This window comes from Streptomyces axinellae (assembly GCF_039532135.1).
Classification (GTDB): Bacteria; Actinomycetota; Actinomycetes; order Streptomycetales; family Streptomycetaceae; genus Streptomyces; species Streptomyces axinellae.
The window spans coordinates 273,381-296,273 of the sequence record NZ_BAAARJ010000006.1 but is presented as its reverse complement, the minus strand read 5'-3'; the positions used below and the strand labels follow the sequence as shown (position 1 = coordinate 296,273).

Here is a 22,893-nt window from a genome sequence, read left to right as displayed (position 1 = left end):
GTGCCCCCGACGATCGACCTCGACAGCTACACCAAGGGCGTTCTGGACGGCTCCCGCGCGCAGATCGCCCGCGCCATCACCCTGGTGGAATCCCGCAGGTCCGACCACCGGGAGCTGGCCCAGCAGTTGCTGACGGCGCTGCTGCCGCACGCGGGCGGGGCCCGCAGGGTGGGGATCAGTGGGGTGCCCGGGGTCGGCAAATCGACCTTCATCGACGCGCTGGGCACGCTGCTGACCGAGCGGGGGCACCGGGTGGCCGTGCTCGCCGTCGATCCGTCCTCCAGCCGCTCGGGCGGGTCGATCCTGGGGGACAAGACGCGGATGGAGCGCCTGTCGGTCAACCCGGCGGCGTTCGTGCGTCCCTCCCCCACCTCCGGGACGCTGGGCGGGGTCGCCAAGGCCACGCGCGAGACGATGATCGTGATGGAGGCCGCCGGATACGACGTCGTGCTGGTCGAGACCGTGGGCGTGGGCCAGTCGGAGTCGGCCGTCGCGCAGATGGTCGACTCCTTCCTGCTGCTCACCCTGGCCCGCACGGGAGACCAGTTGCAGGGCATCAAGAAGGGCGTGCTGGAGCTGGCCGATGTGCTGGCGGTCAACAAGGCCGACGGCCCGCACGAGCGCGACGCCCGCTCGGCGGCCCGCGAACTGGCGGGCGCCCTGCGGCTGATGAAGTCCCCGGAGGCCGCGTGGACCCCGCCCGTGCTCACCTGTAGCGGGCGCGAGGGCAGCGGTCTGGAGGAGGTGTGGGAGCGGCTGGAGCGGCACCGGAGCCTGCTGGAGTCCACCGGGGAGCTGGCGGCCAAGCGGCGCGACCAGCAGGTCGAGTGGGTGTGGGCGATGGTGCGCGAGGACCTGCTGGGCCGCCTCCGGCGGGACCCGGAGGTGCGGCGGCTGACGCCACTGCTCGAAGAGCGGGTCCGCGAGGGCTCGTTGACGGCGACCCTGGCCGCCCGGCGCATCGTCGAGGCGTTCGGGCTGACACCGCGCGCCGAGGAGCCGGGCGGGACGGGCTGAGCCGCGGATGTGCTGAGCGGCACGGCTGAGCGGCGCTGTTACCGGCCCGCGCGGCGGACGGGCGGCATGCCTGTTGAGCGGCGTACGCGCGCGGTTCATGCTGAGCGGCGCACGCGCCGGGCCTACCCGGTCTCCGCGCCGCGCCGGGCCTGACCCGGCCCCGGCGCCGTGCCGGAGCGGTCCCGGTGCCGTACCGGGCCCGTGTACATCACGTGTTCCCGTGATCCGGAGGAGCGAGCGCCGCGGCTACGTTGCACAGCGGACAGCGTGGGCCGGCCGGGTGCGTCCCGGGCGGGCCCGCGCTGCCGCTGCGACGTGCTCGGCAACGGTTCCTCGAAGGAGGCCACATGATGGACCGCAGGAGATTCATGGCACTCGGCGGCCTCACCGCCGCCGGTACCCTCGGCACCGCGCCGCTGGTATCGGCGGCGACCGCCAGGGCCCATGACTCCGGCCACGGAAAGCCCGACTGGAACGCGCTACGCCGCAGCGTGGACGGGAAGGTACTGCTGCCCGGGGACGAGGGGTACGACTTCGCGCACAGCACGTACATCAAGCGGTACGACGCCGTGCGGCCCGCCGCCGTCGTCCAGGCGACCCGTGCCGAGGACATCGCCGAGACGGTGAAGTTCGCGCGGCGCTTCGGTGTCCGTACCGTGGCCCGGTCCGGCGGGCACAGCTTCGGCGGCTACTCCACCGGCCCCGGCATCGTGCTCGACCTGTCACCGATGAACCGCACGACGGTCTCCGGGGGGCTGGCGCGGGTGCAGGCGGGCTCGAAACTCGTCGATATGCAGGACGCGTTGCTCGCGCGCGGCATCACCATCAGCGGCGGCATGTGCCCCACCGTGGGCATCTCGGGGCTGACGCTGGGCGGCGGCTTCGGCATGGCCGGGCGGCGGCACGGCCTCACCTCCGACCGGCTCACCGCGATCCGGGTGGTGCTGGCGGACGGGCGGCTCGTCACCTGCGACCCGCACCACGAGCCGGACCTGTTCTGGGCGCTGCGCGGCGGCGGCTGCGGCAGCTTCGGCTTCGTCAGCGACTTCGAGTTCGAGCCCTTCAGCGCCGACGACCCGACGGTCTTCGAGCTGCACTGGCCCTGGTCGCTGGCCGCGAAGGTGCTGCCCGCCTGGCAGCGCTGGGCGCCCAAGGCACCCGACGACCTCAGCGCCGGGATGTTCGTGCGCTCCCCGGATCCGGCCGTGGAGCCGATGCTGTACGCCTTCGGCCAGTGGGGCGGCGCGCCCGGCGACCTCCGGTCTCATCTCGACCGGCTCGTGAGCATGGTCGGCCAGGCACCGGCCAAGGTGGTGCACAAGACGATGTCCTACATGGACGCGGTCAAGCACTGGGCGGGCTGCTCGGAGTTCACGGTCTCGCAGTGCCACGGAGAGGGCCAGACGCCGGACGCGCGGCTCCAGCGGTTCGAGTACGCGCTGACCAAGTCCAGCTTCTTCACCGATGTCATGACCCCCGAGGCCGTGGCGACGCTCGTGAAGAATTTCACGGCCCCCGGAGCCGGGGCGCAGCTGCGCGGGCTGGAGTTCCACGCCTTCGGCGGCGCGTACAACAGGCCCCGGCCCGGGAAGACCGCGTTCGTCCACCGGCGGCAGCGCTTCTTGCTCCAGTACCTGGCGCAGGTGCCGATGGACTCGCCCGAGGCGCACAAGAGCGCCGTCACGGACTGGGCCAGGACGCTGCACACCTCGATGCTGCCGTGGGCCTCCGGCGAGTCGTACCAGAACTACACCGACCCGGAGTTGAAGGACTGGCGGCGGGCCTACTACGGGAGCAACTACGGGCGTCTGGTGGGCGTCAAGCACCGCTACGACCCGGGCCGCTTCTTCGACTTCCCCCAGGCCATCGGCCGGTGAAGGAACGCCGGTGAGCGGACGCCGGGTCAGGGAACGCCGGTGAGGGCATGCCGGTGAGGGAACAGCACATACGCGAAGGGGCTCTCCGTGCCGGGCACGGGGAGCCCCTTCGGGTGCGCGCGGCCGTCGCGTCCATGGCGCGCTGGGCGGCTACCGTCCCGGGCCCGGGGCGCGCATGGTGACGACCTTGCCGTGGGTGCCGTAGGACAGCACGGTCTCCTCGTACATCGACTCGTCGAAGGTGACCAGCAGCCAGTCACCGGACCGGCTGCCCGGCTCGGGGAAGACCTGGGGGAAAGGGGTGCCCAGCGGGTAGGGGGCGTCGATCGCGCCGCGCGGGCGCATCGACAGGTCGAAGCGGGGATAGGTCTTGCGCGCCCGGTCGCTCACCAGCAGCCGGGGCCGGCCGCCGAAGCGCTGCCAGCGGCAGCCTTCCGTGTCGAGCGGTCCCTTGGGCACCCGGCGCAAGGCGATGCCGTCCGCGTAGTCGCCGCCCGGCGCGGCGGCGGCCAGCACCGGGCGGAAGCTCAGCTCGGGCTCGTAGTCGGTGACGTCCACATAGGCCCAGTGCCAGCGGCCTTCGTACCGGATGAGGGCCGGGTCCCAGGCGCTGCGCGTGAACGGCGCCTCCAGCGGCCGGTCGTGCAGGATGTGGACCCCGCGCAGCACGTCGGCCGAGGTCGTCGTGTGATACATCGCCACGCCGGGGGTGGGCAGGTTGCCGCCGACCGTGAGGACGATGAAGCGGTCCCGGGCCGGGTCGTGCACGAGCTGTCCGCCGTGGTCGCCGAACAGCAGCCCGTCGCGGGCGAAGAACAGCTTGGCGACCTGCTCCATGCTCTCGGGGCGGGCCGGGTCCATCGCCCACACCCCCGTGTGGGCCTCCTGGGAGAAGCCCGCGCCGGCGCAGCCCGCCGTGAAGAAGACCTTGCCGCCGCGCACGTACGGGCGCCCGCCCGCGTCCCGTACCAGGTGCAGGTCGCGCAGCCCGAGCTGCCCGAAGTGGCCGGCCCGCAGCCGCCGCAGGGCCGCGCCCCGGTCGCTGCGGCAGGAGTAGCGCAGCCGCCCGAGGAGCGCGGGCCGCCGCAGGTCGAGCAGCGCCGCGACCGCGCCCTTGTCGGTGAGCAGGGGCCGCCAGGGCAGCCCGCCGCGCGCCGACCCGGTGGAGACGAACGCGGCGACGGTGTGGCCGGTCACCGTGAAGGCGAGGCGGAAGGGCGCGCTCAGCCGCTCCCGTACCGTCGCGACGGTGGTGGTACCGCCGGGCCCCACGACCTCGATCGCCAGCGTTCCCGTGCTGTGGCAGCGCACCCGGACCGCTTCGCGGCCGTCGGCCGTCTCCAGGCCCGGGGCCACGCCGGCTCCCGGCGGAAGCGCGACCACGTCCGCGATGACGGCCGCGAACGGGGCGGCCGGGCCGGTCGGGGCGAGCAGCCGTGCGGGCGGGTGGTGCAGCGGCCCGGTGTCGTGGTCGAGGAAGCGCGGCGCGATCAGGTCAACGGGGCGGAAGGTGTGGGTGGTGGTGAAGTGCGGCTCGTACGCGTCGCCGGAGCCGCTCGTGGCGCTCCCCGCGCCGATGCGGGCCGCGGCGCCCGCGGGGACGCCGGGGGCGAGCAGCGCCGCGGCCCCGGCCGAGGCGGCGAGGCCGCTCAGCGCCTGACGGCGGCCCAGCGGACGCCTGCCGTGCCGGTGGCCGCCCGGATCGCCCTTGTCGCCTGGACTGTCTTGGCTGTCCCTGCCGTCTTGGCGGCCCCTGCGGTCTTGGCGGCCCTCGCTGTCTTGGCTGTCTTTCTGCGTGGGGGCGCCTTGCCGTGGCCACGTCGCGTGCACGTCCTGCCCCATGTTCAGCTCCTCTCCTCGCGCGCCCGCGCCGCCGCGCCGTCCGGACGCTCCAACAGCGGTGGCACGGCGGGCAGTTCGGGTGCGCTCTCGATGGACTGCCCGGTCAGCCGGAACTCCTCGGGAAACAGCTCGGGTGTGGTCCTGGCCGCCGGTTCGGTGGTGCGCCACGCGTACCAGCAGCGGGTGCACTGCCTGACCTCCCACACTCCGCCCCGGGGTGCGACCGTGACGGTCTCCACGTGCTCCGAGCGGCACCTCGGGCAGATCACGGCGGGCTCTCCTTCCGGGCCGGGGCCGGGGCCGGTGTCGGGGCCGGTGTCGGGGCCGGTCATCGGACCTCCTGGGTGAGGGCGCGCAGCCGCTCCAGCCACGCGCCGGTCTCGGGCAGGTCCCGCACCGGAGTCGTGTGTCTGCCGCGCCGGTCGGGGGCGACCGGGGTGGTGGCGTCGAGCACGACCTTGCCGCTGATTCCGGTCGGGTCGGAGGAGGGGTCCAGCGGCAGGATCGACATGCCCGGCAGCTGGAGGAGGTCGTCGGTGGGGTTGAACTTGGTGGACAGCGCCCACATCACCTGCGGCAGGTCGAAGGGATCGACGTTCTCGTCCACGACGATGACGACCTTGCAGTAGCCCAGCCCGTGCGGGGTGGTGGCCACGCGCAGCCCCACGGCCCGCGCGAAGCCGCCGAGGCGGGAGCGGGTGGAGACGATCGCGACGAGGCCGTGCGTGTACATCGCGTTGACGGCGACCACCTCGGGGAACTCCGCGCGCAGCTGCTGGAGCAGCGGCACGCAGGTGGCGGGCCCCATGAGGTAGTCGATCTCGGTCCAGGGCAGGCCGAGGTAGAGGTGTTCGAAGAGCGGGTCGGTGCGGTAGGAGATGCGGTCCACGCGGATGACGGGCATCCTGCGGCCACCGGAGTAGTGCCCGGTGAACTCGCCGAAGGGGCCCTCGATCTCCCGGACGCGGGATTCCACCACGCCTTCGAGCAGCACCTCGCACCCCCAGGGCACGTCGATCCCGGTGAGCGGCGCCCGGGCGATCGGCGCGGGGGCCCCGCGCAGGGCACCGGCGAGTTCGTACTCGGACTCCTCGTACGCCATGGGGGCGGCGGCCACGAGGGAGATGACGGGCTCGTTGCCCAGCGCGATGGCCACCGGCAGGTCCTCGCCGCGCTCCTCGGCCGAGCGCAGATGGCGGGCGATGTCGTGGACGGAGCCGGGCTGGATGCCGAAGTGGCGCCTGCCCTTGCACTGGAGACGGTAGATGCCCACGTTCTGCTTGCCGAAGTGTTCCGGGTCCTCGGGGTCCTGGGTGACCACGGCCGCCTTGTCCACGTAGAAGCCGCCGTCGTGCGCGTTGAGGCGGAAGAGCGGCAGCACCCGGTAGAGGTCCACGTCCTCGCCCTCCAGCGTGTTCTGGAGGAACGGGGGGTCGGCGCGGCGCTCGGGCGCGACGGGGAAGGACTCCCAGCGGCGGCTGAACTCCGCGACCTGTTCGCGGACCGGGGTGCTGGGCGGCAGCTCCAGCGCGAGGGCGTGGTTGGCCCAGGAGCCGTGCACGTTGAGCGCCACCCGGCCTGCCGAGTAGCCCGTGACGTTCTCGAAGCACAGGGCAGGTGCTTCGGCGCCCATGCGGGCCGCGGCGTTGGCCGCCGCGGCGAGGTCGGGTTCGGGGTCGGCCGGCTCCCCGATACGGAGCAACTGGCCGTGCTTGTCCAGTGCTTCGAGATAGCCGCGGAGATCGTCGTACGGCACGGTTCGCCGCCTTCCAGGGAGTGTGGGTGTCGTGGGTGCGGGCTGGGTGGGGGCTGTCCGTGGTCCGGAGGACGGTGCTGGTCGGCGCTGGTCGGCGCTGGACGGCGCTGGACGGCGCTGGACGGCGCTAGGAGGTGGCGCGGAGCCGGGCCGCGCGCAGGCCCTCCCAGCGGTGGGCCGGTGCGGGGATGTCGAACTGGTCCAGCACGCGCGAGACCAGGTGGTCCACGAGGTCGTCGATGGTGCGCGGGTGGTTGTAGAAGGCCGGGACCGGCGGCAGGACGACGGCGCCCATGCGGGAGAGGGTGAGCATGTTCTCCAGGTGCACCTCGGTGAGCGGGGTCTCCCTGGGGACGAGTACCAGTCGGCGGCGCTCCTTGAGCGTGACATCGGCGGCGCGGGCGACAAGGCCCTCGGTGTATCCGGACCTCAGCGCCGCGAGGGTCTTCATGCTGCACGGCGCGATGATCATGCCGTCGGTGCGGAAGGAGCCGCTGGCCACCGTCGCGCCCAGGTCGTCGGCGCCGTGGTGGACATCGGCGAGGCCGGCGACCTCGGCGGCGGTGCGGTCCGTCTCCAGACCGATGGTGGAGCGGGCCCACCGGGTGAGGATCAGATGGGACTCCACATCGGGCACGGCCGTCAGTGCCTCCAGCAGCCGGATGCCGAAGACCGCGCCGGTCGCGCCCGTCATGCCGACGACGAGCCGGCGCGGGGGCCGGGCCGCTGCCTCCCGGCCGTCGCGCTCATCCCGCATGCGAGGTCACCGCACGGGCCGCGCTCACTCCGCCGTCCGGACGGGCGCCCTCCAGCGCCCGCAGCAGTTCCGCGGTGGTGGGGGTCGCGGCGCAGCGCTCCGCCGCGTACTCCAGGGCGAGGGCGTGGTATTCGGGGGTGAAGTCGGCCACCGCGTCGGCCACCAGGAACGGCTGGATGTCGGAGGTGAAGGCGTCCACGGCGGTGACCAGACAGCCGATGTGCGCGTACACGCCGCAGATCACCAGCTGGTCGCGCTCCAGTGCGGCGAGCCGGGTGAGCAGGTCGGTGCGCGCGAAGGCGCTGTAGCGCCACTTGGTCAGCACCGTCTCGCCCTCGCGCGGCGCGACCTCGGGGAGGATCTCCTGGTGTGCGGGGTCGGCGGACATGCCGGGGCCCCATACGTCGTGCAGGAGTCCGCGGTCCTGCCGGGACATGGCGCCGGGCTGCGCGGTGTAGAGGACGGGCACCCCGGCGGCGCGGGCCGCCCCGACGAGCGCGGCGGTGTGCGCCACCAGCTGCGTGCGGGGGGCCGCGTCGGGTGCGAAGAAGTCGAGGAAGTAGCGCTGCATGTCGTGGACGAGCAGCGCGGCGCGCCCCGGGGCCAGCCGCCACAGGTCCGCCTCGTCGCCCTCGCCCGGCGCGCGGCCGGTGTCGGGCATCGGGTAGGTCACGTTGTCGGGTATCCGCACCGCGGACGCCTCCTTGGGGTCGGTGGTCGTCAGCGGCCGAGCGCGGCGCCGCCGTCCACGTACAGGTCGTGCATGGTGATGTGGGACGCGGCCGAGGACAGCAGGAAGACGACGGCGTCGGCCACGTCCTGCGGCGCGGCGAGCTTCCCCAGCGGGATGCCGACCCGGTAGGCGGCCATGTCGCCCCGCAGCGTGCCCTGTTCGCCCGCCTCGTCGTGCCACAGCCCGCGCAGCATGGGGGTGTCGGTGGACCCGGGCGCCACCACGTTGCAGCGCACGCCGTACTCGGCGAGTTCGAGTCCGAGGGTCTTGGTGAAGGAGGTGGCCGCGGCCTTGGAGGCGCCGTAGGCGGCCATCTGCGAGCGGGGTACGGAGGCCGCGTTGGAGGCGACCGTGACGATCGCCCCCGCGCGGCGCACGGCCATCCGCTTGCCGACGGCGCGCGAGACGTGGAAGACGCCGGTGGTGTTGACGGCGAAGGTCGCCGTCCAGTCCTCGTCGCTCAGCGACAGCGCGGGGCCGGGGCGCAGCACTCCGGCCACGTTGGCCAGCACCCCGATGGGGCCGAGTTCGTCCTCGACGCGGGAGACGGTCTCCTCCACGTCCGCGCTGCGGGAGACGTCGAGGACGTAGGCGCGGGCGGTGCCGCCTGCTTCCGTCACCTCCTTGACCAGTGACGAAAGTGGTTCGGCCGCGGCGTCGGCCGCCGCGACGGCCATGCCCTGGCGGGCGAGCGTACGGGCGACGGCGGCACCGATGCCGCCGGCCGCGCCCGTCACGAGCGCGACGGGCTCCGGCAGCGGCGCCGGGTCTCCAGCTGTGGTGCTCATGCTTCTCCCCCTTCGGACGGCCCGGAGCCGAAGCGCCGGGACCGGGTGTTCGAGCCAGATGCTCAGGCCCAGGTCTTCAGGCCCGGGCCCAGGTGTTCAGGCCCAGGTGTTCAAGAAGCGGCGGGCCTGTTCCGGATTGAGCCGCGGATCGCACAGGGTCGTGTACCGCTCGGTGAGGCGCTCTTGGGAGGTGACGGGCCCGCCCACGCACTCGGTGACCCCGCCTGCCGCGACCTCCAGATGGACGCCGCCCGCGTGCTGCCCCTGCCGGTCCAGTGCCGCGCGGAAGGCGGCGGCCTCGGCGATGATGTCGGGCAGATAGCGGGTCTTGAGACCGCCCGCGGCCTTGACGGTGTTGCCGTGCATGGGGTCGCACAGCCACACCACGGGGTGGCCGGCCCGGCGTACGGCGGCGACAACGGGCGGCAGTGCCTCGGAGATCCGGGCCCGCCCCATCCTGACGATCAGCGTGAGTCTGCCGGGAAGGCGCTCGGGGTCCAGCTGCTGACAGAGCATCAGGACCTCGTCGGGGGTGGCCGAGGGGCCGATCTTGCAGGCGACCGGGTTGGCCACCGATGCCAGCAGTGCCACATGCCGCGACCCCGGCTGCCGGGTACGCTCGCCGACCCACGGCAGGTGGGTGGAGGTCAACAGCGGCTCGCCGGTGAGCGGATCGGCGCGCACGAGGGGGGATTCGTAGTCCAGCACCAGCGCCTCATGGCTGGCCCAGGGCCCCGCGACCCGCTCGCCCCGATGGCCGCGCAGCGCCTCGAAGACGGCACCGCTGGCCTCGTAGGCACGCAGCATGCGCCGGGGGTCGGGGCGGCGCGCCTCGGCCGTCGGCACCTCGGAGTTGACCATATGGCCGCGGAACACCGGAAGGTCGCGGCCCTCCACCCGCTCGGTGGGCTGGGAGCGGGGCTTGGCGAACTGTCCCGCCAGCCGCCCGACGCGTACCACCGGGCGGCCCGAGCTGCGCTGGAGATGGTCGCCGAGTTGGCCCAGGACGCTGACCCGGTGGTCCGCCTGGACGGGCCCGCACTCCTCCAGGCTCTCCGCGCAGTCGCCCGCCTGGAGGACCAGCCCCTCACCGCGCGCGACCGAGGCGAGTGTCTCGCGCAGCCGCCGGACCTCCCCGGCTTCCACCAGCGGCGGCGCCGCGGCCAGCCGTGCGGTGATCTCCCCCAGTTCGGGGTGGTCACGCCACCGGGGCCCTTGTGCGTCCCTGACCGGCGGGACCGCCGGGAGCGGCGGATCGGTGCGAAGTGGCCGGACGGCGGCCGGGTTACGGGTGGCCGGGTGGCCCACCGGGCTGGTCATGCGCTCCTCCGTGCGTCGTCGGTGGTTCGGCCGCCGGCCGCCGGACGGCCTGCGAGGGCACTGGTGGCCAGGCCGGCCACCAGGTCGATGCCGTTGCGGGTGAGCACGGACTCGGGGTGGAACTGGGCCGAGGAGAACCCGGACCCGCGCAGCCCGTGGATGTCGCCGGTGTGCGGGTCCCGGGAGACCAGCACCTCGCCCGGCACCCCGGGGCAGCTGACCTGGGGAGCGGTGGCGCGCGCGGCGTAGGAGTTGTAGAAGCCGACGGACTCGGCGCGCCCGAAGAAGTCGATCTCCTTCTGCAAGCCCTGGTGGGGCAGGGCGCGCGGAGCGACCTCGAAGCCGAGCCGCCGTGCCAGCAGTTGGTGGCCGAGGCAGACGGCGACGAAGGCGGTGTTCCCCGCCAGCAGCCGTTCGACGATGCCCGAGACGGTGCGGATGCGCGGGTCCTCCTCGTCCCTCGGATCGCCCGGACCCGGGCCCACCACGACGAGGTCCCGTCCGCCGCCGCGCTGCTGCGCCGCCGCCTGGCCGTAGGGCAGGACGGTGGTGCGCGCGCCCAAGGCGCGCAGTTGGATGGCGAGCATGCCGGTGAAGGTGTCCTCGGCATCGACGACCAGGGTGTCCAGTCCCAGCAGCGGCTGCGCCGGCGCGGAGCGGCCCGCCCGCCGAGTGCCGTCCGCCCGGCGGGTGTTGTCCGGCCTCGGGGTGTCCGCCAGCCAGAATCCGGCGAGCGGTGCGTTGCGCCGCTCCAGTGCCTCGCGGATACGCGGATGCCCGGCCAGCAGCGCGTGCGCGGGGCGCATACGCGGAGGGGACGGAAGCTCCCCGGTCCCGGCCTCCTCCACGCCCGCGCCCCGCTCCCCCTCCGGCGACGACGGCGACGGCGACGGCACCCGCACCGGCGTCGGCCTCGGCACCCGCCCCGGCGCCGACACCGGCAGCTCGGTCTCCCCGGCCAGCCGCAGACCCGTGGCGTCCAGCAGCCCGGCGGCCTTGGCCCGCGTCTCGGCCGCTTCGGAGGCCGGGTCGGAGTGGCGTACGAGCGTGGCACCGACGCTCAGCCGCAGGGTGCCGGCGGAGTCGATGTCCGCGGTGCGGATGAGGATCGAGGAGTCGAGCACGGGGCGCTGGAGGTGGTCGGTCTCGATGAGGGCCGCCACGCCGCTGTAGTAGCCGCGGCTGTCCCGCTCGTGCCGGGTGATGACGCGGCAGGCGTTCTCCAGGGGGCTTCCGGTCACGGTGGGCGCGAACATCGTGGCGCGCAGGATGTCCACCGGGTCGCGGTCGCTCTCCCCCTCCAGCAGGTATTCGGTGTGCGAGAGGCGGGCCATCATCTTCAGGTAGGGGCCGCGCAGCCTGGCGCCGCGCGCGCAGACCCCGGCCATCATCTTGAGCTCCTCGTCCACGACCATGGACAGCTCGTCGGTCTCCTTGCGGTCGGCGAGGAAGGAGACGAGGCCCTCCAGTTCGGCGCCGGTCGCGGGGTGCCGGTAGGTGCCGCTGATCGGGTTCATCACGGCCCGGCCCCCGTTGAGGCACACATGCCGCTCCGGGGTGGCTCCCACGAAGGTGCGCTCGCCGGTATGGATCACGAACGTCCAGTAGGCGCCCGCCTCTTGGCGCAGCAGTCGGCCGAACATGGCGAGCGCGCTCAGGTGGGAGTAGCCGGGGAGCTTCGCGCTCAGGGTGCGGCGGATGACGAAGTTGGCGCCGGCGCCGGTCGCGATCTCCTCGTCCACGACGCGGCGCACACACGCGGCGTATTCGGCGTCGTCCAGGTCGAAGGCGGCCTCGGCCTCCCCCAGTGGCAGGCGCTCCAGCAGCGGCAGGAGGCCCTGGGCCGGGGTGTCGGCCCGCTGCTCGACGAGCATGGCCAGCACGGGTTCCTTGCCGTCGTGGCAGTCGAAGCCGCGTTCGGCGATCTGCCGGAAGGGCAGCAGGGCGAGCACCGCCCGGGATCGGGGGTTCCCGGTGCGGTGCCAGGACAGTTCACTCAGCTCGCGCAGTTCCCGCACGGGCCCGGTGAGCACTTCCACGGTGTCCTGCCCGTGGACGGCGGGCCGCCACAGGAGGGCGAAGGGCCCGGGGTCGGGTCCCAGGATGCGCTCGATGCCCGCCTCGGACGCGGCGCGTGGTGCCCCCGCCGCGGCCGGTACGGACAAGGCGGGCGGGGCTGATGAGGCGGGGAGGTCGGGTTGGGCGGGTGAGGATCGTACTGGCACGGTCGTTCCCTCCAGCGTGAGGAGGCCCCCTGTACGTCGCTTGGCCGGTGTGGCTGCGGCCGGAGGACCACGGGCGGCGCGCCCTTGAGAGCGCCACCGCTTCCTCACTCTCCCGTGGCACGGGACCCTGGCACATCACGTGTTCTCGGGATCGTCCGGCGTGTGGTGCTCCAGCACGGCCCTGGTCAGTTCGACCCGGTTGTTGACGGCGAACTTCGCGAAGCACTGGCGCAGATGGCTGTCCACGGTGTGCGGGGAGAGGAACAGCCGCTTGGCGACCTCGCGGTTGGTCAGCCCCTCGGCGACGAGGGTGCCCACGCGCCGCTCGGCCTCCGTCAGCGACTCCCAGCCGGGCACGGTGGCCGCCGCCTGCGCCGCGTTCGGCCGCGCGGGCTGCTCCGCCAGCCGTCCGCGCACCCGGCGGACGTGCAGGGCCGCGCCCGCCTTCTCGTACAGGCACAGGGCTTGGCGCAGCCGGGCGGTGGCCTGCTGGACCTGGCCGGACGGCGGCCGCCCGCCCGCGCCGCGCGACAGTACCCCGCCGTCCTCCAGCACGGCGGCCAGCGCGAGGGGCCGCCGGGCCAGCCGCTGCTCCTGGTGCGCGCGCTCCAGCAGGCGCTGGTCGTCGCGCAGGACGCCTTCCGCGTGCATGGCGGCGCCCTGGAGGGCCCGGATGTTGGGGTGACGGCTCGTCAGGTCGCGCATGACGGCCACGACCGTCCCGGCGTGCTCCCTGGATCCGGCGCAGCGCGCCATCCGCACCAGGGTCGCCGCCGCCTCCGGTTCGCGGGTGAGCAGCCGGGGGCGGGCCGGGAGCGTCTCGTACAGCGGGCGCAGCTCCTTGAAGGCCCCGGCGATGTCGCCCTCGGCGTGCCGCAGCAGGCCGCGCCGCCACACCAGGTCCTCGGGTGCGGAGTGCATGGTCTCGAACGGGCCCAGGGCCGCACAGCGCAGGTGGTAGCGGGCGGTGGACAAGTCGTCGCGCAGCAGGGCGAGATGGCTGAGCAGCGCGAGGACGGCGGAGCCGACGGGGCTGCGCGGTTCGACGGCCGCCGCCGCCAGTTCGGCGGCCTCCTCGGCCTCGGCGAGCCGCCCGGCCGCCAGCCGCAGCTGCGCGCGCTGGTAGTGCCACATGGGGCGCAGCCAGGTGTCGCCCTTGCGTACGGCCTGCTGCTCTCCCAGGCGCAGCATGATCTCGGCCTCGGCCAGTTCGTCGTGGGCGGCGAGTGCGGCGGCCATCATCAGATGGGGGTAGTGGTGGGCGGTCTCGCTGCCGCCGAGCTGGGCCAGGTGCATGCCCTCGCAGGCGCGGCGGACGGCCTCGTCGAGGTCGCCCGACTCCAGGGCGCAGCGGCTCAGGAGCATGTCGGCCAGGAGTTGGGAGAGCATGTCCCCGTCGGCCTCGCCCTGCCGCAGGGCGCGGCGGCCGGTGGCGGTCGCGGCGGCGAGGGCGGCGGGGCGCGCCAGGGCCTCGCCGCACCGCGCGGGGGCCTCGCCGCACTGAGCGGGAGCCTCGTCACACAGGTGGGCGACGGTCTCGGCGACCAGCAGCCGGGCGCGCTGGGGCGCGGGGAGTTCCCCCTCCCCGAGCCGGCGGACGGCCTGCGCGGTCAGCCCGTCGTTCCTGCCGGTGTAGAGCCAGACGGAGGCGACGGCCAGCAGCGTGCGCATCTTGACGGCCGGATCGGCGGCCGGGCCGTGGGGCCCGGTGCCGCTCAGGACGCCGGCCACCAGCGCTCGCGCCTCCGCGTGGTGGCCGGCGGTGGCGAGCAGGCGGATGGAGTCGGTGATGCTCCGGGGAGAGCGGGCCGTGCGCTCCAGGAAGGCGAAGAGTCTGCCCGCGGTGTCCTCTCCCGGTCTGCTGCCGAGGGTGATGTGCCGGGCCACCTCCTCGGTGCTGCGGCTGCCGTCGCGCTGGAGGAGGGTGGCCGCCTCCCGGTGGAGGGCCCTGCGCGTGGTCTCGGGCAGGTTGTCGTAGGTCGCGTCCCGCACCAGCGGGAAGCAGAAGTCCACTTCCCCGTCCCGCTCGCCCAGCACGCCCATGCCGAGCGCCTCGTGGATCGCGCCGACGATGTCGAGAGTGGATCTGCCCACCAGCGCACCGGCCTCGTGCAGGGTGCAGGGCCGGTCGAAGACGGCCAGCGCCGAGACCAGCCAGCGCGCGTCGTCGGACAGTTCGTGCATCTTGAGCGCCACCGCGTCCAGGACGCGGCGCGGCAGCTCGTCGCTGCGCAGGCTCACGCGCCCCCGGGTGACGCGTACCAGGCCCTCCCGGGAGAGCGCGTCGAGCAGCAGCTTCACCAGTGCGGGCGCGCCGCCGGAGCGGTGGACCAGCTCGGCGAGCCGGGGCTCCATCGGGGCGCCGAACGCGGAGACGGCCATCTCGTCGATCGCGGCCTCCTCCAGCGGGCCCAGCCGGAGCCGGGTCGCGTGGTGGCCGGCGATCTCTTCCAGCGCCCGGCTCCCGGCGGTGACCGCGAGCGTCGGCTTGCGGGCCAGCAGCCACAGCACGGGCAGGCCCTCCGTGCGCTGCACAAGTGCGGTCAGGCGCCGTGCTGTTGCCTCCTGAGCGCTGTCCGCGTCGTCCAGGGTCAGGAGGAGGGGGCCGTGGGCGAGGGTGAGTTCCCGTACGTGTGCTTCGGCCTTCTCCAGCGGGCTGGGGCCGGCGGGGTCGGTGGCGAGCTGCTCGGCGAGGTGGGTGACGAGGGCGGGTCCGCCCGTGTGCGGTGCCAGCGGGCCCCCCGCTCCGCCCGCGGCGATGATCCGGATGCCCAGCCGGGCCGCTTCGCTCGCTGCGGCCTCCAGCAGATGGCTCTTGCCGATGCCTCCAGGGCCTTCGATCATCACGCAGCCGCCGGTGCCGCCGCGTAATTCCGCCAGTGCGGTGCGGAGCAGGCCCTGCTCTTTGCTCCGGCCCGCTGTCTGGATTATCTCCGCCCTCGTCAGTACGGTTACGGACACTTTCCCATCTCCCTCGGAATGGCGACCGGCGCCGGCCTCGATGTGAGCAGTGCTCATGCCGCCCGCGGACGGCACGGTGCGAAGAAACGACGCGGAATTGCGCGTCCAGGGCACGGCAGTGCTCACAACGGAGATTTTCGAGAGGCCACTGGTGTGGGCCATGGCTCAGGACCGGGGACTCCTGAGCCGCTGCGGGTCGGCGCGGTCGGAAAGTCGAGAATCAGTCGGCTGATCTCTGTGACGCTTGATCTCTTTGGCGCTGTCGGGCACTTGCGGCACGGCAGCGTCATTCGCTGATCCACCCCCCGTGGATTCCCATTTTTTTCCGCGAGCTGTTCGAGCAGGGATCGAGTTGTGCGTGAGCGTGATGCTCAGCGCCATGCATACAGGAATTCCCGGGCGGAAGACAGCACTCCAGTTCGATGTCCGCAGCCCGCTCCGATCCGCCCCGCAGACCACGCGAGCCGCGCATATCCCGCGTTCGCGTGAGGTGGCGCGGGGCCCTTCCGTACGAGGCTGACCGTGGCTGACGCAGCCGCAGCCCGTCGTCCGCCGGTGCGTGTGCACCGGCCCTCGGAAGGAGTGACCGGTGCACCGACGCACCCTGCTGACCGGGTCGGCGGCCCTGGCCGCCACCGGTGCCCTCACCCCGGCCGCCGCGCGGCCCGCCGAGGCCGCGAGCCACGCCCCGCGCACCGCGGCAGCCGCGCCGCCGGGCCCCGTGGTGCGGACCACCGCGGGGCGGATCCGGGGCGTGAGCGAGTCCGGGATATCCGTCTTCCGGGGCGTGCCCTATGCCCGGCCGCCCGTGGGCGGGCTGCGCTTCGCGCCGCCGGCGCCGCCGCTGCCGTGGACGGGGGTGCGCGAGACAGCCGAGTTCTCTCGCCCCTTCCTCTCACCGGGCGCCCGCGACGGCAGCGAGGACGCGCTCCACGCCAACGTCTGGAGCCCGGATACGGGGGGCCGCAGCCCCGTGCTGGTCTACATCCACGGCGGCGCCTGGCTGTACAACACGGGCAACAACCCGACGTACGACGGAACGGCGCCGGCCCGGCGCGGCGATCTCGTCGTCGTCACGTTCAACTACCGGCTCGGCTGCTTCGGCTTCGGCCTGCACGAGGGATTCGGTGAAAGCGGAGACGGCACAAGCGGCAGAGACGGCGGAGACGGCGGACCCGCCGGAGGCAGAGACGCCGTGGCCAACTGGGGGCTCCAGGACCAGGCCGCGCTGCTGCGCTGGGTGCACGACAACGCCCGCGCCTTCGGCGGCGATCCGGACAACATCACGCTGTGCGGCACCTCGGCGGGCGGCTCCAGCGTGTGGCAGCTGGCCCTGCGCGAGTCCACCCGGCAGCTGATCCGCCGCATCGTGCCGGTCAGCGCCGCACACATCTGGGGCCCGCTGGGCGCCCTCACGCCCCAGGACGCGCGCACCTCCTACGCGGCGGTGGCCGATCAGCTGGGGACCACCGTCCCCGGGCTGCGGCGGCGGAAGGCGCTGGAAGTCATGGACGCCTGGGAGGGCCGCTTCACCGGAGACCCGGGATCCCGCGCGGTCGCCAGCGGCCGGTACTTCCGGGGGCCCGTCGTGGACGGCCGGTGGATGACCGGCTACGACCACGCCCTCCCCACGCCCGGACTGCCCACGATGGTGGTCAACACCCGTACCGAGGGCTCCTTCTACACGGACCAGACAGCGCCCGCGCCGCGGACGGAGGCCGAACTGCGGCGCATGACACGGGACTACCTCCTGCTCGGCGCCGAGCAGGTCCCCGGAACCCTGCTGGACGGCGTGCTCGACGCCTACCGGGACGCGGCGCGGGCCGACGGGCTGCCCCAGGACCCGTTCTCGCTCTACACCGAGATCTACGGCGACGGGCTGTTCCGCTACCAGATCCTGCGGCTGGCGGCTCGCCGCGCCCACGAGAGCCGGGCCCCGCAGTACCACATGGACTTCGCGCACCCCGTGCTGCCGCCGGGGCACGGGACGCCGCACGAGGCCACCTCCCCGTTCCTGTTCGGCACCCAGGGCATCCCCGAGAACGCGCCGGTGTACGGGGACGGGCCGCTGGAGCGCCGGGTCTCGGCCACCTTCATCGACCTGGTGGCCTCCTTCGCCCACACGGGCGTGCCCCGCAGTGCGCACGCCCCCCACTGGCCCCTCTTCTCGCCCCGCGCACCGCGCTCCCTGGTGCTCGGCGGCGAGCCGGTGGCGCGGATCGCGGCCACCCCGAAGCTGCGCCAGCTCGACTTCTGGGACCGGGCCGGCTGGGTGCCCAGGCCCTGACCCGGGCCGTGACACCGATCTGCCCGGCCCCGGCCCCGCCCCCGCCCCCGCAGCGAACCGCCCGGCCACCGTCCGCTCCCGTCCCGCGGGCCGGTGCCCGCCTCCGGCAGGCACCGGTCCCGGGGCCAGACGGGCCCGGCCCGCACCCCCGACAGGAAGGGAACACCATGTCCGACGCACAGCCCGAGCGCTATCTCGTGATGGGCGCGACCGGCGCCCAGGGAGGCGCGGTGCTACGGCGCCTGACCGCGCTGGGCCGCACCGCGGTCGGCATCTCGCGCGGCGCCGCTAGCGGGGCGGCAGGCTCCTCCGTCGCCTCCCGCGCCGTGGACCTCGCCGACCGCGCGGGCCTGTGCCGCGCCTTCGAGGGGGTGACCCGGGTGGCCGCGAGCCTGCCCCTGGTCTACGAGGCCGAGGTCGCCGCGGGCTACGCGGCCAACCTCGTGCACGCCGCGCGCGAGACGGGGGTGCGGCGGCTGGTGTTCAACACCAATCTGCCCGTCCCCCCGGCGCCGACCGGCTATCCGGCGTTCGAGACCCGGCGGCTGGCCGAGGAGGCGCTGATGGCCAGTGGCCTGCCGGTCACGGTGCTGCGCCCGCCCCTCTACCTGGACAACCTCTTCGGCCCCGGGCACGCCCCCGCGCTCGTCAACGACGGGGTGCTGGCCTTCCCGTTGCCCGAGAGCCTGCCGGTGAGCTGGATGTCCCTGGAGGACATGGCCGCCGCCACGGTCGCGGCCCTGGAGGGCGCCGACGAACTGGTGGGCGGCGCCTTGCGCGTCGGCGGCGCGGAGGCGGTCACCGGGCCCCGGCTCGCGGCCGTCTTCGAGGAGGTGCTGGGCCGTGAGGTGAGGTTCCACTCCATGGATCCCCACGACTTCGAGGCCGCCGTCTCCGCCGTTCTCGGGCCGGAGCTGGGCGCCGGGATCGCGGGGGGCTACCACTGGGCCCGTGCCGCCGCCGACGACAGCTCCTTCACCGCCGACCCGGACTCGGTGGAAAAGCACCTGGGCATCCGGCTGACCCCACTGCGGCAGTGGATAGCGGCGCAGCCCTGGAACCAGTGGGCGCACTCCGGCTCCTGACCGGTGCGGCGGGCGGCGCACCCGGACCCGCGCTCCCACGCGCACCCGGACGCGCCCCCGCAGCGGTCGCACCCGTATCCGCACCCGCCCGCCATCGACAGCTACCCCGCGCACGCGCGAGGAGGAGGATTCGCAGTGGAACTACGGACGTTGGGCCGCACCGGTATGCAGGTCAGCCCGCTGTGTCTGGGCACGATGATGTTCGGCGTCTGGGGCAACCCGGACGAGAAGGAGTCGGTCGGCGTCATCGGGGCGGCCCTGGACGCCGGGATCAACTTCGTGGACACAGCCGACGTCTACTCCTGGGGCGGTTCGGAGGAGATCGTCGGCAAGGCCCTAGCGGGCCGCAGGGACGAGGTCGTCCTCGCCACCAAGTTCCACTTCCCGATGGGTGACGGGCCGCACGCCTCCGGCAACTCGCGGCGGTGGATCACCCGGGCTGTGGAGGACAGCCTGCGCCGCCTGGGCACCGACCGGATCGACCTCTACCAGGTGCACCGGCCCGACCCCGAGACGGACATCGAGGAGACGCTCTCCGCGCTGACCGATCTGGTCGCGGCGGGCAAGGTGTGCGCCGTGGGCACCACCACCTTCCCGGCCGAGGAGATCGTGGAGGCCCAGTGGGCCTCCGAGCGGCGCGGCCTGGTCCGCTTCCGCACCGAGCAGGCGCCCTACTCGCTGCTCAACAGGGCGGCGGAGGCGGCCACGTTCCCCACCTGCCTGCGGCACGGGCTGGGCGTCACCACCTGGAGTCCGCTGAGCGAGGGCTGGCTGACCGGCAGGTTCCAGGGCGAGATCGACCTGAGCCAGGGCCGGCAGGCGGCGCACCGCGCCAACTTCGACCTCGGCCTGAGCGGCAACCAGCTCAAGCAGCGCACCGTCGCCGAGCTGTCGAAGCTCGCCTCGGACGCCGGGCTGACGCTGATCGAGATGGCGCTCGGTTTCGTCCGCAACCACCCGGCGGTCAGCTCCGTGCTGATCGGCCCGCGCACCCCGCAGCAGCTGGCGGGCCTGCTCGCGGCGGCCGAGACGGAGCTGGACGCCGATCTGCTCGACCGTATCGACGCGTGCGTGCCGCCCGGCACGGTGCTCAACACCGCCGACTCGCACTACACCCCCGAGGCGCTGGCCGACCCGGCGCTGCGGCGCCGCACCGGCACCGGCCGCCGCGTGGCGCCCTCGTGGGAGCGGCGCGGCCCCTCGGCACCGCCGCACACCTAAGCCGCTCGGGGGCCCGGCACCCCGGGCCCCCTCGGATCCCGGCTCCCGGACTCCCGGCTCCCGGACTCCCGGCTCCCGGACTCCCGGACCTCGGGCCTCGGGCCTCGGGCCTCGGGCCTCGGACTCAGGATTCGGCATCGAAAGGAAGCAGCACAACGTGGAACACATCGACGCACTGACACACATCAGCGAGGAGATCCAGACCGCCGTCGCGGAGCGCCGCCCCGTGGTGGCACTGGAGTCCTCCCTCATCGCACACGGGCCCGGCTACCCGGCCAACGTCGAGATCGCCACGGCGCTGGAGAAGGCCGTACGGGACACCGGCGCCGTACCCGCGAGCATCGGCATCGCCGACGGCAGGTTCGTCGTGGGCATGGACGAGCAACTGATCGAGCGGTTCGGCCAGTCCAAGGGCATCCCGAAGGTCAGCGCCCGGGACATCGGCCGCGTCATGGCCGGGGGCGGGCTGGGGGCCACCACCGTCGCCTCGACCATCGTGGGCGCCGAGCGTGCGGGCATCCCGGTGTTCTCCACGGCCGGCATCGGCGGAGTGCACCGGCGCGCCCAGGAGACCTTCGACATCTCCGCCGACCTCCAGCAGTTCACCCGCAGCCGGATGACGGTGGTGTGCGCGGGGTCCAAGAGCATTCTCGACCTGAAGCTGACCGCCGAGGTGCTGGAGAGCGCCGGGGTGCCCCTCCTCGGGTACCGCACCGACACCCTTCCCGCCTTCTACGTCCGCGAGTCGGATGTACCGGTGCCCCGGGTGGACGACCTGTCCGAGGCGGCCCGCGCCGTCCTGCTGCACTGGGAGGTCAACAAGGGCGGCTCGGTACTGCTGACCGCGCCCATCAGCGAGCAGGACGCGCTGGACGGTGAGGAGATCGAGCGGGTCATCGAGGGCGCGCTGGCGGAGGCCGACGGCGCGGGCGTGGTCGGCAACGCGATCAGCCCGTTCCTCATGCGCGCCGTCGGCGAGGCCACGGCGGGCCGCTCGGGCGCGGCGACGCGCTCGGTGCTCATCAGCAACGCGCGGCTCGCGGGCGAGTTCGCCGTCGCGCTGTCCGCCGTGCGGAAGGAGAGCTGAGATGGCCGCTCCCACCGGCCCCGTCCGCCGGGGCGTGATCTTCGACCTGGACGGCACCCTCGCCGACACGGCGCCCGCGATCACGGCCGTCACCGCGAAGATCCTCAGCGGCATGGGGCGCTCCCCCGACGAGGCGGAGATCCGCGCGACGGTCGGCAAGCCGCTGGACCAGAACTTCGCCCAGCTGCTCGGCCTCTCCCCCGACCACGCCGATGTCGCGCACGCGATGGGCGAGTACCGCAAGCTGTTCGGCGAGCATGTGCGCGCCGAGGGCCGCAGGCTGCTCTTCCCGGGGGTCGCCTCCGGGCTGCTGCACCTGCGCGAGGCGGGGCGGAAGCTGGGCATCGCCACCTCCAAGGTGCACGCGGCGGCGGTCAAGACCGTCGAACTCACCAGCATCCACGAGCTGTTCGACGCGGTCGCCGGGCACGACAGCGTCCCGCGCGGCAAGCCCCACCCGGACATGGCGTTGCGGGTCGCGGACGAGTTCGGGCTCGCGCCCGAGGAGTGCGTCGTGGTGGGCGACGCCGTGGGCGACATCGAGATGGGCGCCTCGGCGGGCATGGCCACCATCGGCGTCAGCTACGGGGTCGCGCGCGCCGCGGAGCTGACGGCGGCGGGCGCCGACACCGTCGTCGACTCTTTCGACGCCGTGGTGACCTGCGTACTCGCCGGTGTCCCCGTCGGCGCGTGAGCGGGCGAGCCGGGCGGGCGGGCGCCGGGGGCGAAACGGCCTCCGGCGCCCGCCCGCGCCGGACACGCCCGCACGCCTTCGCGCCCGTACGCCCGTACGCCCGTACGCCCGTGCAGCGCACCTCGTGAAGCGCACCTCGCACCTCGTGAAGGAGGATTCCGATGACGCACGATGACGCCGCCACCCGGGCGATGCTCGTCCGGCTGACCTACGGCTACATGACCTCGCAGATGATCCGCACAGCGGTGGAGCTGCGCGTACCCGAACTGCTGCGGGACGGCCCGCGCGACAGCGACGAACTGGCCGCGCTGACCGGGACCCACCCGCCGTCCCTGTACCGGCTGCTGCGCTCGCTGGCGGCCTTCGGGATCCTGACCGAGCCGGAGCCGCACACGTTCGCGACGGCGTCGGCCGGCGCGCTGCTGGACTCGACGGCGCCCGGCCATCTCACCGATATCGTCCGGCTGTTCTGCGGCGCGGAGTTCTGGCAGTCCTGGGAGCGGCTGACCCACAGCATCACCACGGGCGAGGCCGCCTTCGACACCCTCCACGGCACCGACTTCTACTCCTACGTGGCGCGGAACCCGCAGTTCGCGCAGGTCTTCCGGGACGCGATGGGCACGAACGCCGCGTTCGAGGCCCCGTACATCGTGGCCGGCTACGACTTCTCGCCCTACCGCACCCTCGTGGACGTCGGAGGCGGTGACGGCACCTTGCTGGCCGCCATCTTGCGCGAGACCCCCGCACAGCGCGGCGTCGTCCTGGAGACCCCCGCCACGGCCCAACAGGCGCGCGAGCAGCTGGCGGGCGCGGGGCTGGCAGGCCGGACCGAGGTCGTGGAGGGCGACTTCTTCGACAAGGTCCCCGAGAGCGGCGACGGCTACCTCCTCAAGAGCGTGCTGCACAACTGGGACGACGAACGGGCCGTCGCGCTGCTGCGCACCTGCCGCCGTGCGATGGACGAGGCGGACCGGCTGCTGGTGCTGGAGCCCGTGCTGCCCGTCACCGCGCGGGAGTCGGTGTGCGTCGAGACCGCGTTCAGCGACGTCAACATGCTGGTGCTGACGGCCGGCGGCTTCGAGCGGACCGAGGCCGAGATGCGGCGGGTCTTCGAGGCGGCCGGCTTCGAACTGGCCGCGGTCTCCGCACAGATCGAGGCGACGGACTTCCGCGTCGTCGAAGGCCGGCCGGTGCCGCGATGATCCCCCGGGGGAACGGTCCGGTGCGGGGCCCGGACCCGCAC

At 73.8% G+C, this 22,893-nt stretch carries 17 protein-coding genes; 8 read left to right on the top strand and 9 right to left on the bottom strand.

Features of this window, described 5'->3' with window-relative positions; genetic code table 11:
• Positions 1 to 1,017, top strand: coding sequence for a methylmalonyl Co-A mutase-associated GTPase MeaB (meaB, locus tag ABD339_RS11465; protein WP_344564898.1), 1,017 nt, complete (start codon positions 1 to 3; stop codon positions 1,015 to 1,017).
• A gap of 350 nt (positions 1,018 to 1,367) precedes the next feature.
• Complete coding sequence (locus ABD339_RS11460) at positions 1,368 to 2,894, top strand: FAD-binding oxidoreductase (RefSeq protein ID WP_344564896.1); 1,527 nt, start codon at positions 1,368 to 1,370, stop codon at positions 2,892 to 2,894.
• Between the two features lie 150 nt (positions 2,895 to 3,044).
• Here the strand turns inward: ABD339_RS11460 and ABD339_RS11455 are convergent, their stop codons facing one another.
• The 9 genes from ABD339_RS11455 to ABD339_RS11415 all read right to left on the bottom strand — a co-directional run bounded on the left by ABD339_RS11455 (position 3,045) and on the right by ABD339_RS11415 (position 15,276).
• Positions 3,045 to 4,736 carry a hypothetical protein gene (locus ABD339_RS11455; protein ID WP_344564894.1) on the bottom strand — a complete coding sequence of 564 codons (1,692 nt, stop codon included), beginning with the start codon at positions 4,734 to 4,736 and terminating at the stop codon, positions 3,045 to 3,047.
• Positions 4,737 to 4,738: 2 nt separating this feature from the next.
• Positions 4,739 to 5,068 (bottom strand): non-oxidative hydroxyarylic acid decarboxylases subunit D, encoded by a 330-nt coding sequence (locus tag ABD339_RS11450; RefSeq protein ID WP_344564892.1) that lies wholly within the window; start codon positions 5,066 to 5,068, stop codon positions 4,739 to 4,741.
• Positions 5,065 to 6,492, bottom strand: coding sequence for a non-oxidative hydroxyarylic acid decarboxylases subunit C (locus ABD339_RS11445; protein WP_344564890.1), 1,428 nt, complete (start codon positions 6,490 to 6,492; stop codon positions 5,065 to 5,067). The genes ABD339_RS11450 and ABD339_RS11445 overlap by 4 nt, the downstream gene beginning before the upstream one ends.
• A 127-nt stretch (positions 6,493 to 6,619) precedes the next feature.
• The gene (locus tag ABD339_RS11440; RefSeq protein WP_344564888.1) at positions 6,620 to 7,249 is read right to left on the bottom strand and encodes a UbiX family flavin prenyltransferase; all 630 of its coding nucleotides are present in this window, start codon (positions 7,247 to 7,249) and stop codon (positions 6,620 to 6,622) included.
• Entirely contained in the window at positions 7,239 to 7,940 is a 702-nt protein-coding gene (locus ABD339_RS11435; RefSeq protein ID WP_425575957.1) for an isochorismatase family protein, read from the bottom strand. The genes ABD339_RS11440 and ABD339_RS11435 overlap by 11 nt, the downstream gene beginning before the upstream one ends.
• A gap of 29 nt (positions 7,941 to 7,969) precedes the next feature.
• Positions 7,970 to 8,770: a 2,3-dihydro-2,3-dihydroxybenzoate dehydrogenase gene (locus ABD339_RS11430; RefSeq protein ID WP_344564886.1), complete on the bottom strand. Its 801-nt coding sequence runs from the start codon at positions 8,768 to 8,770 to the stop codon at positions 7,970 to 7,972.
• A 96-nt stretch (positions 8,771 to 8,866) separates the two neighbouring features.
• Positions 8,867 to 10,090: a 3-deoxy-7-phosphoheptulonate synthase gene (locus ABD339_RS11425; RefSeq protein ID WP_344564884.1), complete on the bottom strand. Its 1,224-nt coding sequence runs from the start codon at positions 10,088 to 10,090 to the stop codon at positions 8,867 to 8,869.
• A complete protein-coding gene (locus tag ABD339_RS11420; protein WP_344564882.1) occupies positions 10,087 to 12,315 on the bottom strand; it encodes an anthranilate synthase family protein in 2,229 nt (742 codons plus the stop codon). The genes ABD339_RS11425 and ABD339_RS11420 overlap by 4 nt, the downstream gene beginning before the upstream one ends.
• A gap of 135 nt (positions 12,316 to 12,450) precedes the next feature.
• Positions 12,451 to 15,276 carry a LuxR C-terminal-related transcriptional regulator gene (locus ABD339_RS11415; RefSeq protein WP_344564880.1) on the bottom strand — a complete coding sequence of 942 codons (2,826 nt, stop codon included), beginning with the start codon at positions 15,274 to 15,276 and terminating at the stop codon, positions 12,451 to 12,453.
• Between the two features lie 589 nt (positions 15,277 to 15,865).
• Between ABD339_RS11415 and ABD339_RS11410 the strand changes: the two genes are divergently transcribed.
• From ABD339_RS11410 to ABD339_RS11385, 6 genes are all read left to right on the top strand, one after another.
• Positions 15,866 to 17,563 carry a carboxylesterase family protein gene (locus tag ABD339_RS11410; RefSeq protein WP_344564878.1) on the top strand — a complete coding sequence of 566 codons (1,698 nt, stop codon included), beginning with the start codon at positions 15,866 to 15,868 and terminating at the stop codon, positions 17,561 to 17,563.
• A gap of 167 nt (positions 17,564 to 17,730) precedes the next feature.
• Positions 17,731 to 18,648, top strand: coding sequence for an SDR family oxidoreductase (locus tag ABD339_RS11405; protein ID WP_344564876.1), 918 nt, complete (start codon positions 17,731 to 17,733; stop codon positions 18,646 to 18,648).
• Positions 18,649 to 18,783: 135 nt separating this feature from the next.
• Positions 18,784 to 19,869, top strand: coding sequence for an aldo/keto reductase (locus tag ABD339_RS11400; RefSeq protein ID WP_344564874.1), 1,086 nt, complete (start codon positions 18,784 to 18,786; stop codon positions 19,867 to 19,869).
• 157 nt (positions 19,870 to 20,026) lie between these two features.
• Positions 20,027 to 20,956, top strand: coding sequence for a pseudouridine-5'-phosphate glycosidase (locus ABD339_RS11395; RefSeq protein WP_344564872.1), 930 nt, complete (start codon positions 20,027 to 20,029; stop codon positions 20,954 to 20,956).
• 1 nt (position 20,957) lies between these two features.
• The gene (locus tag ABD339_RS11390) at positions 20,958 to 21,650 is read left to right on the top strand and encodes an HAD family hydrolase (protein WP_344564870.1); all 693 of its coding nucleotides are present in this window, start codon (positions 20,958 to 20,960) and stop codon (positions 21,648 to 21,650) included.
• A 161-nt stretch (positions 21,651 to 21,811) separates the two neighbouring features.
• Positions 21,812 to 22,852, top strand: a complete 1,041-nt coding sequence (locus ABD339_RS11385; protein WP_344564868.1) for a methyltransferase — start codon at positions 21,812 to 21,814, stop codon at positions 22,850 to 22,852.
• Positions 22,853 to 22,893: the final 41 nt, after the last annotated feature.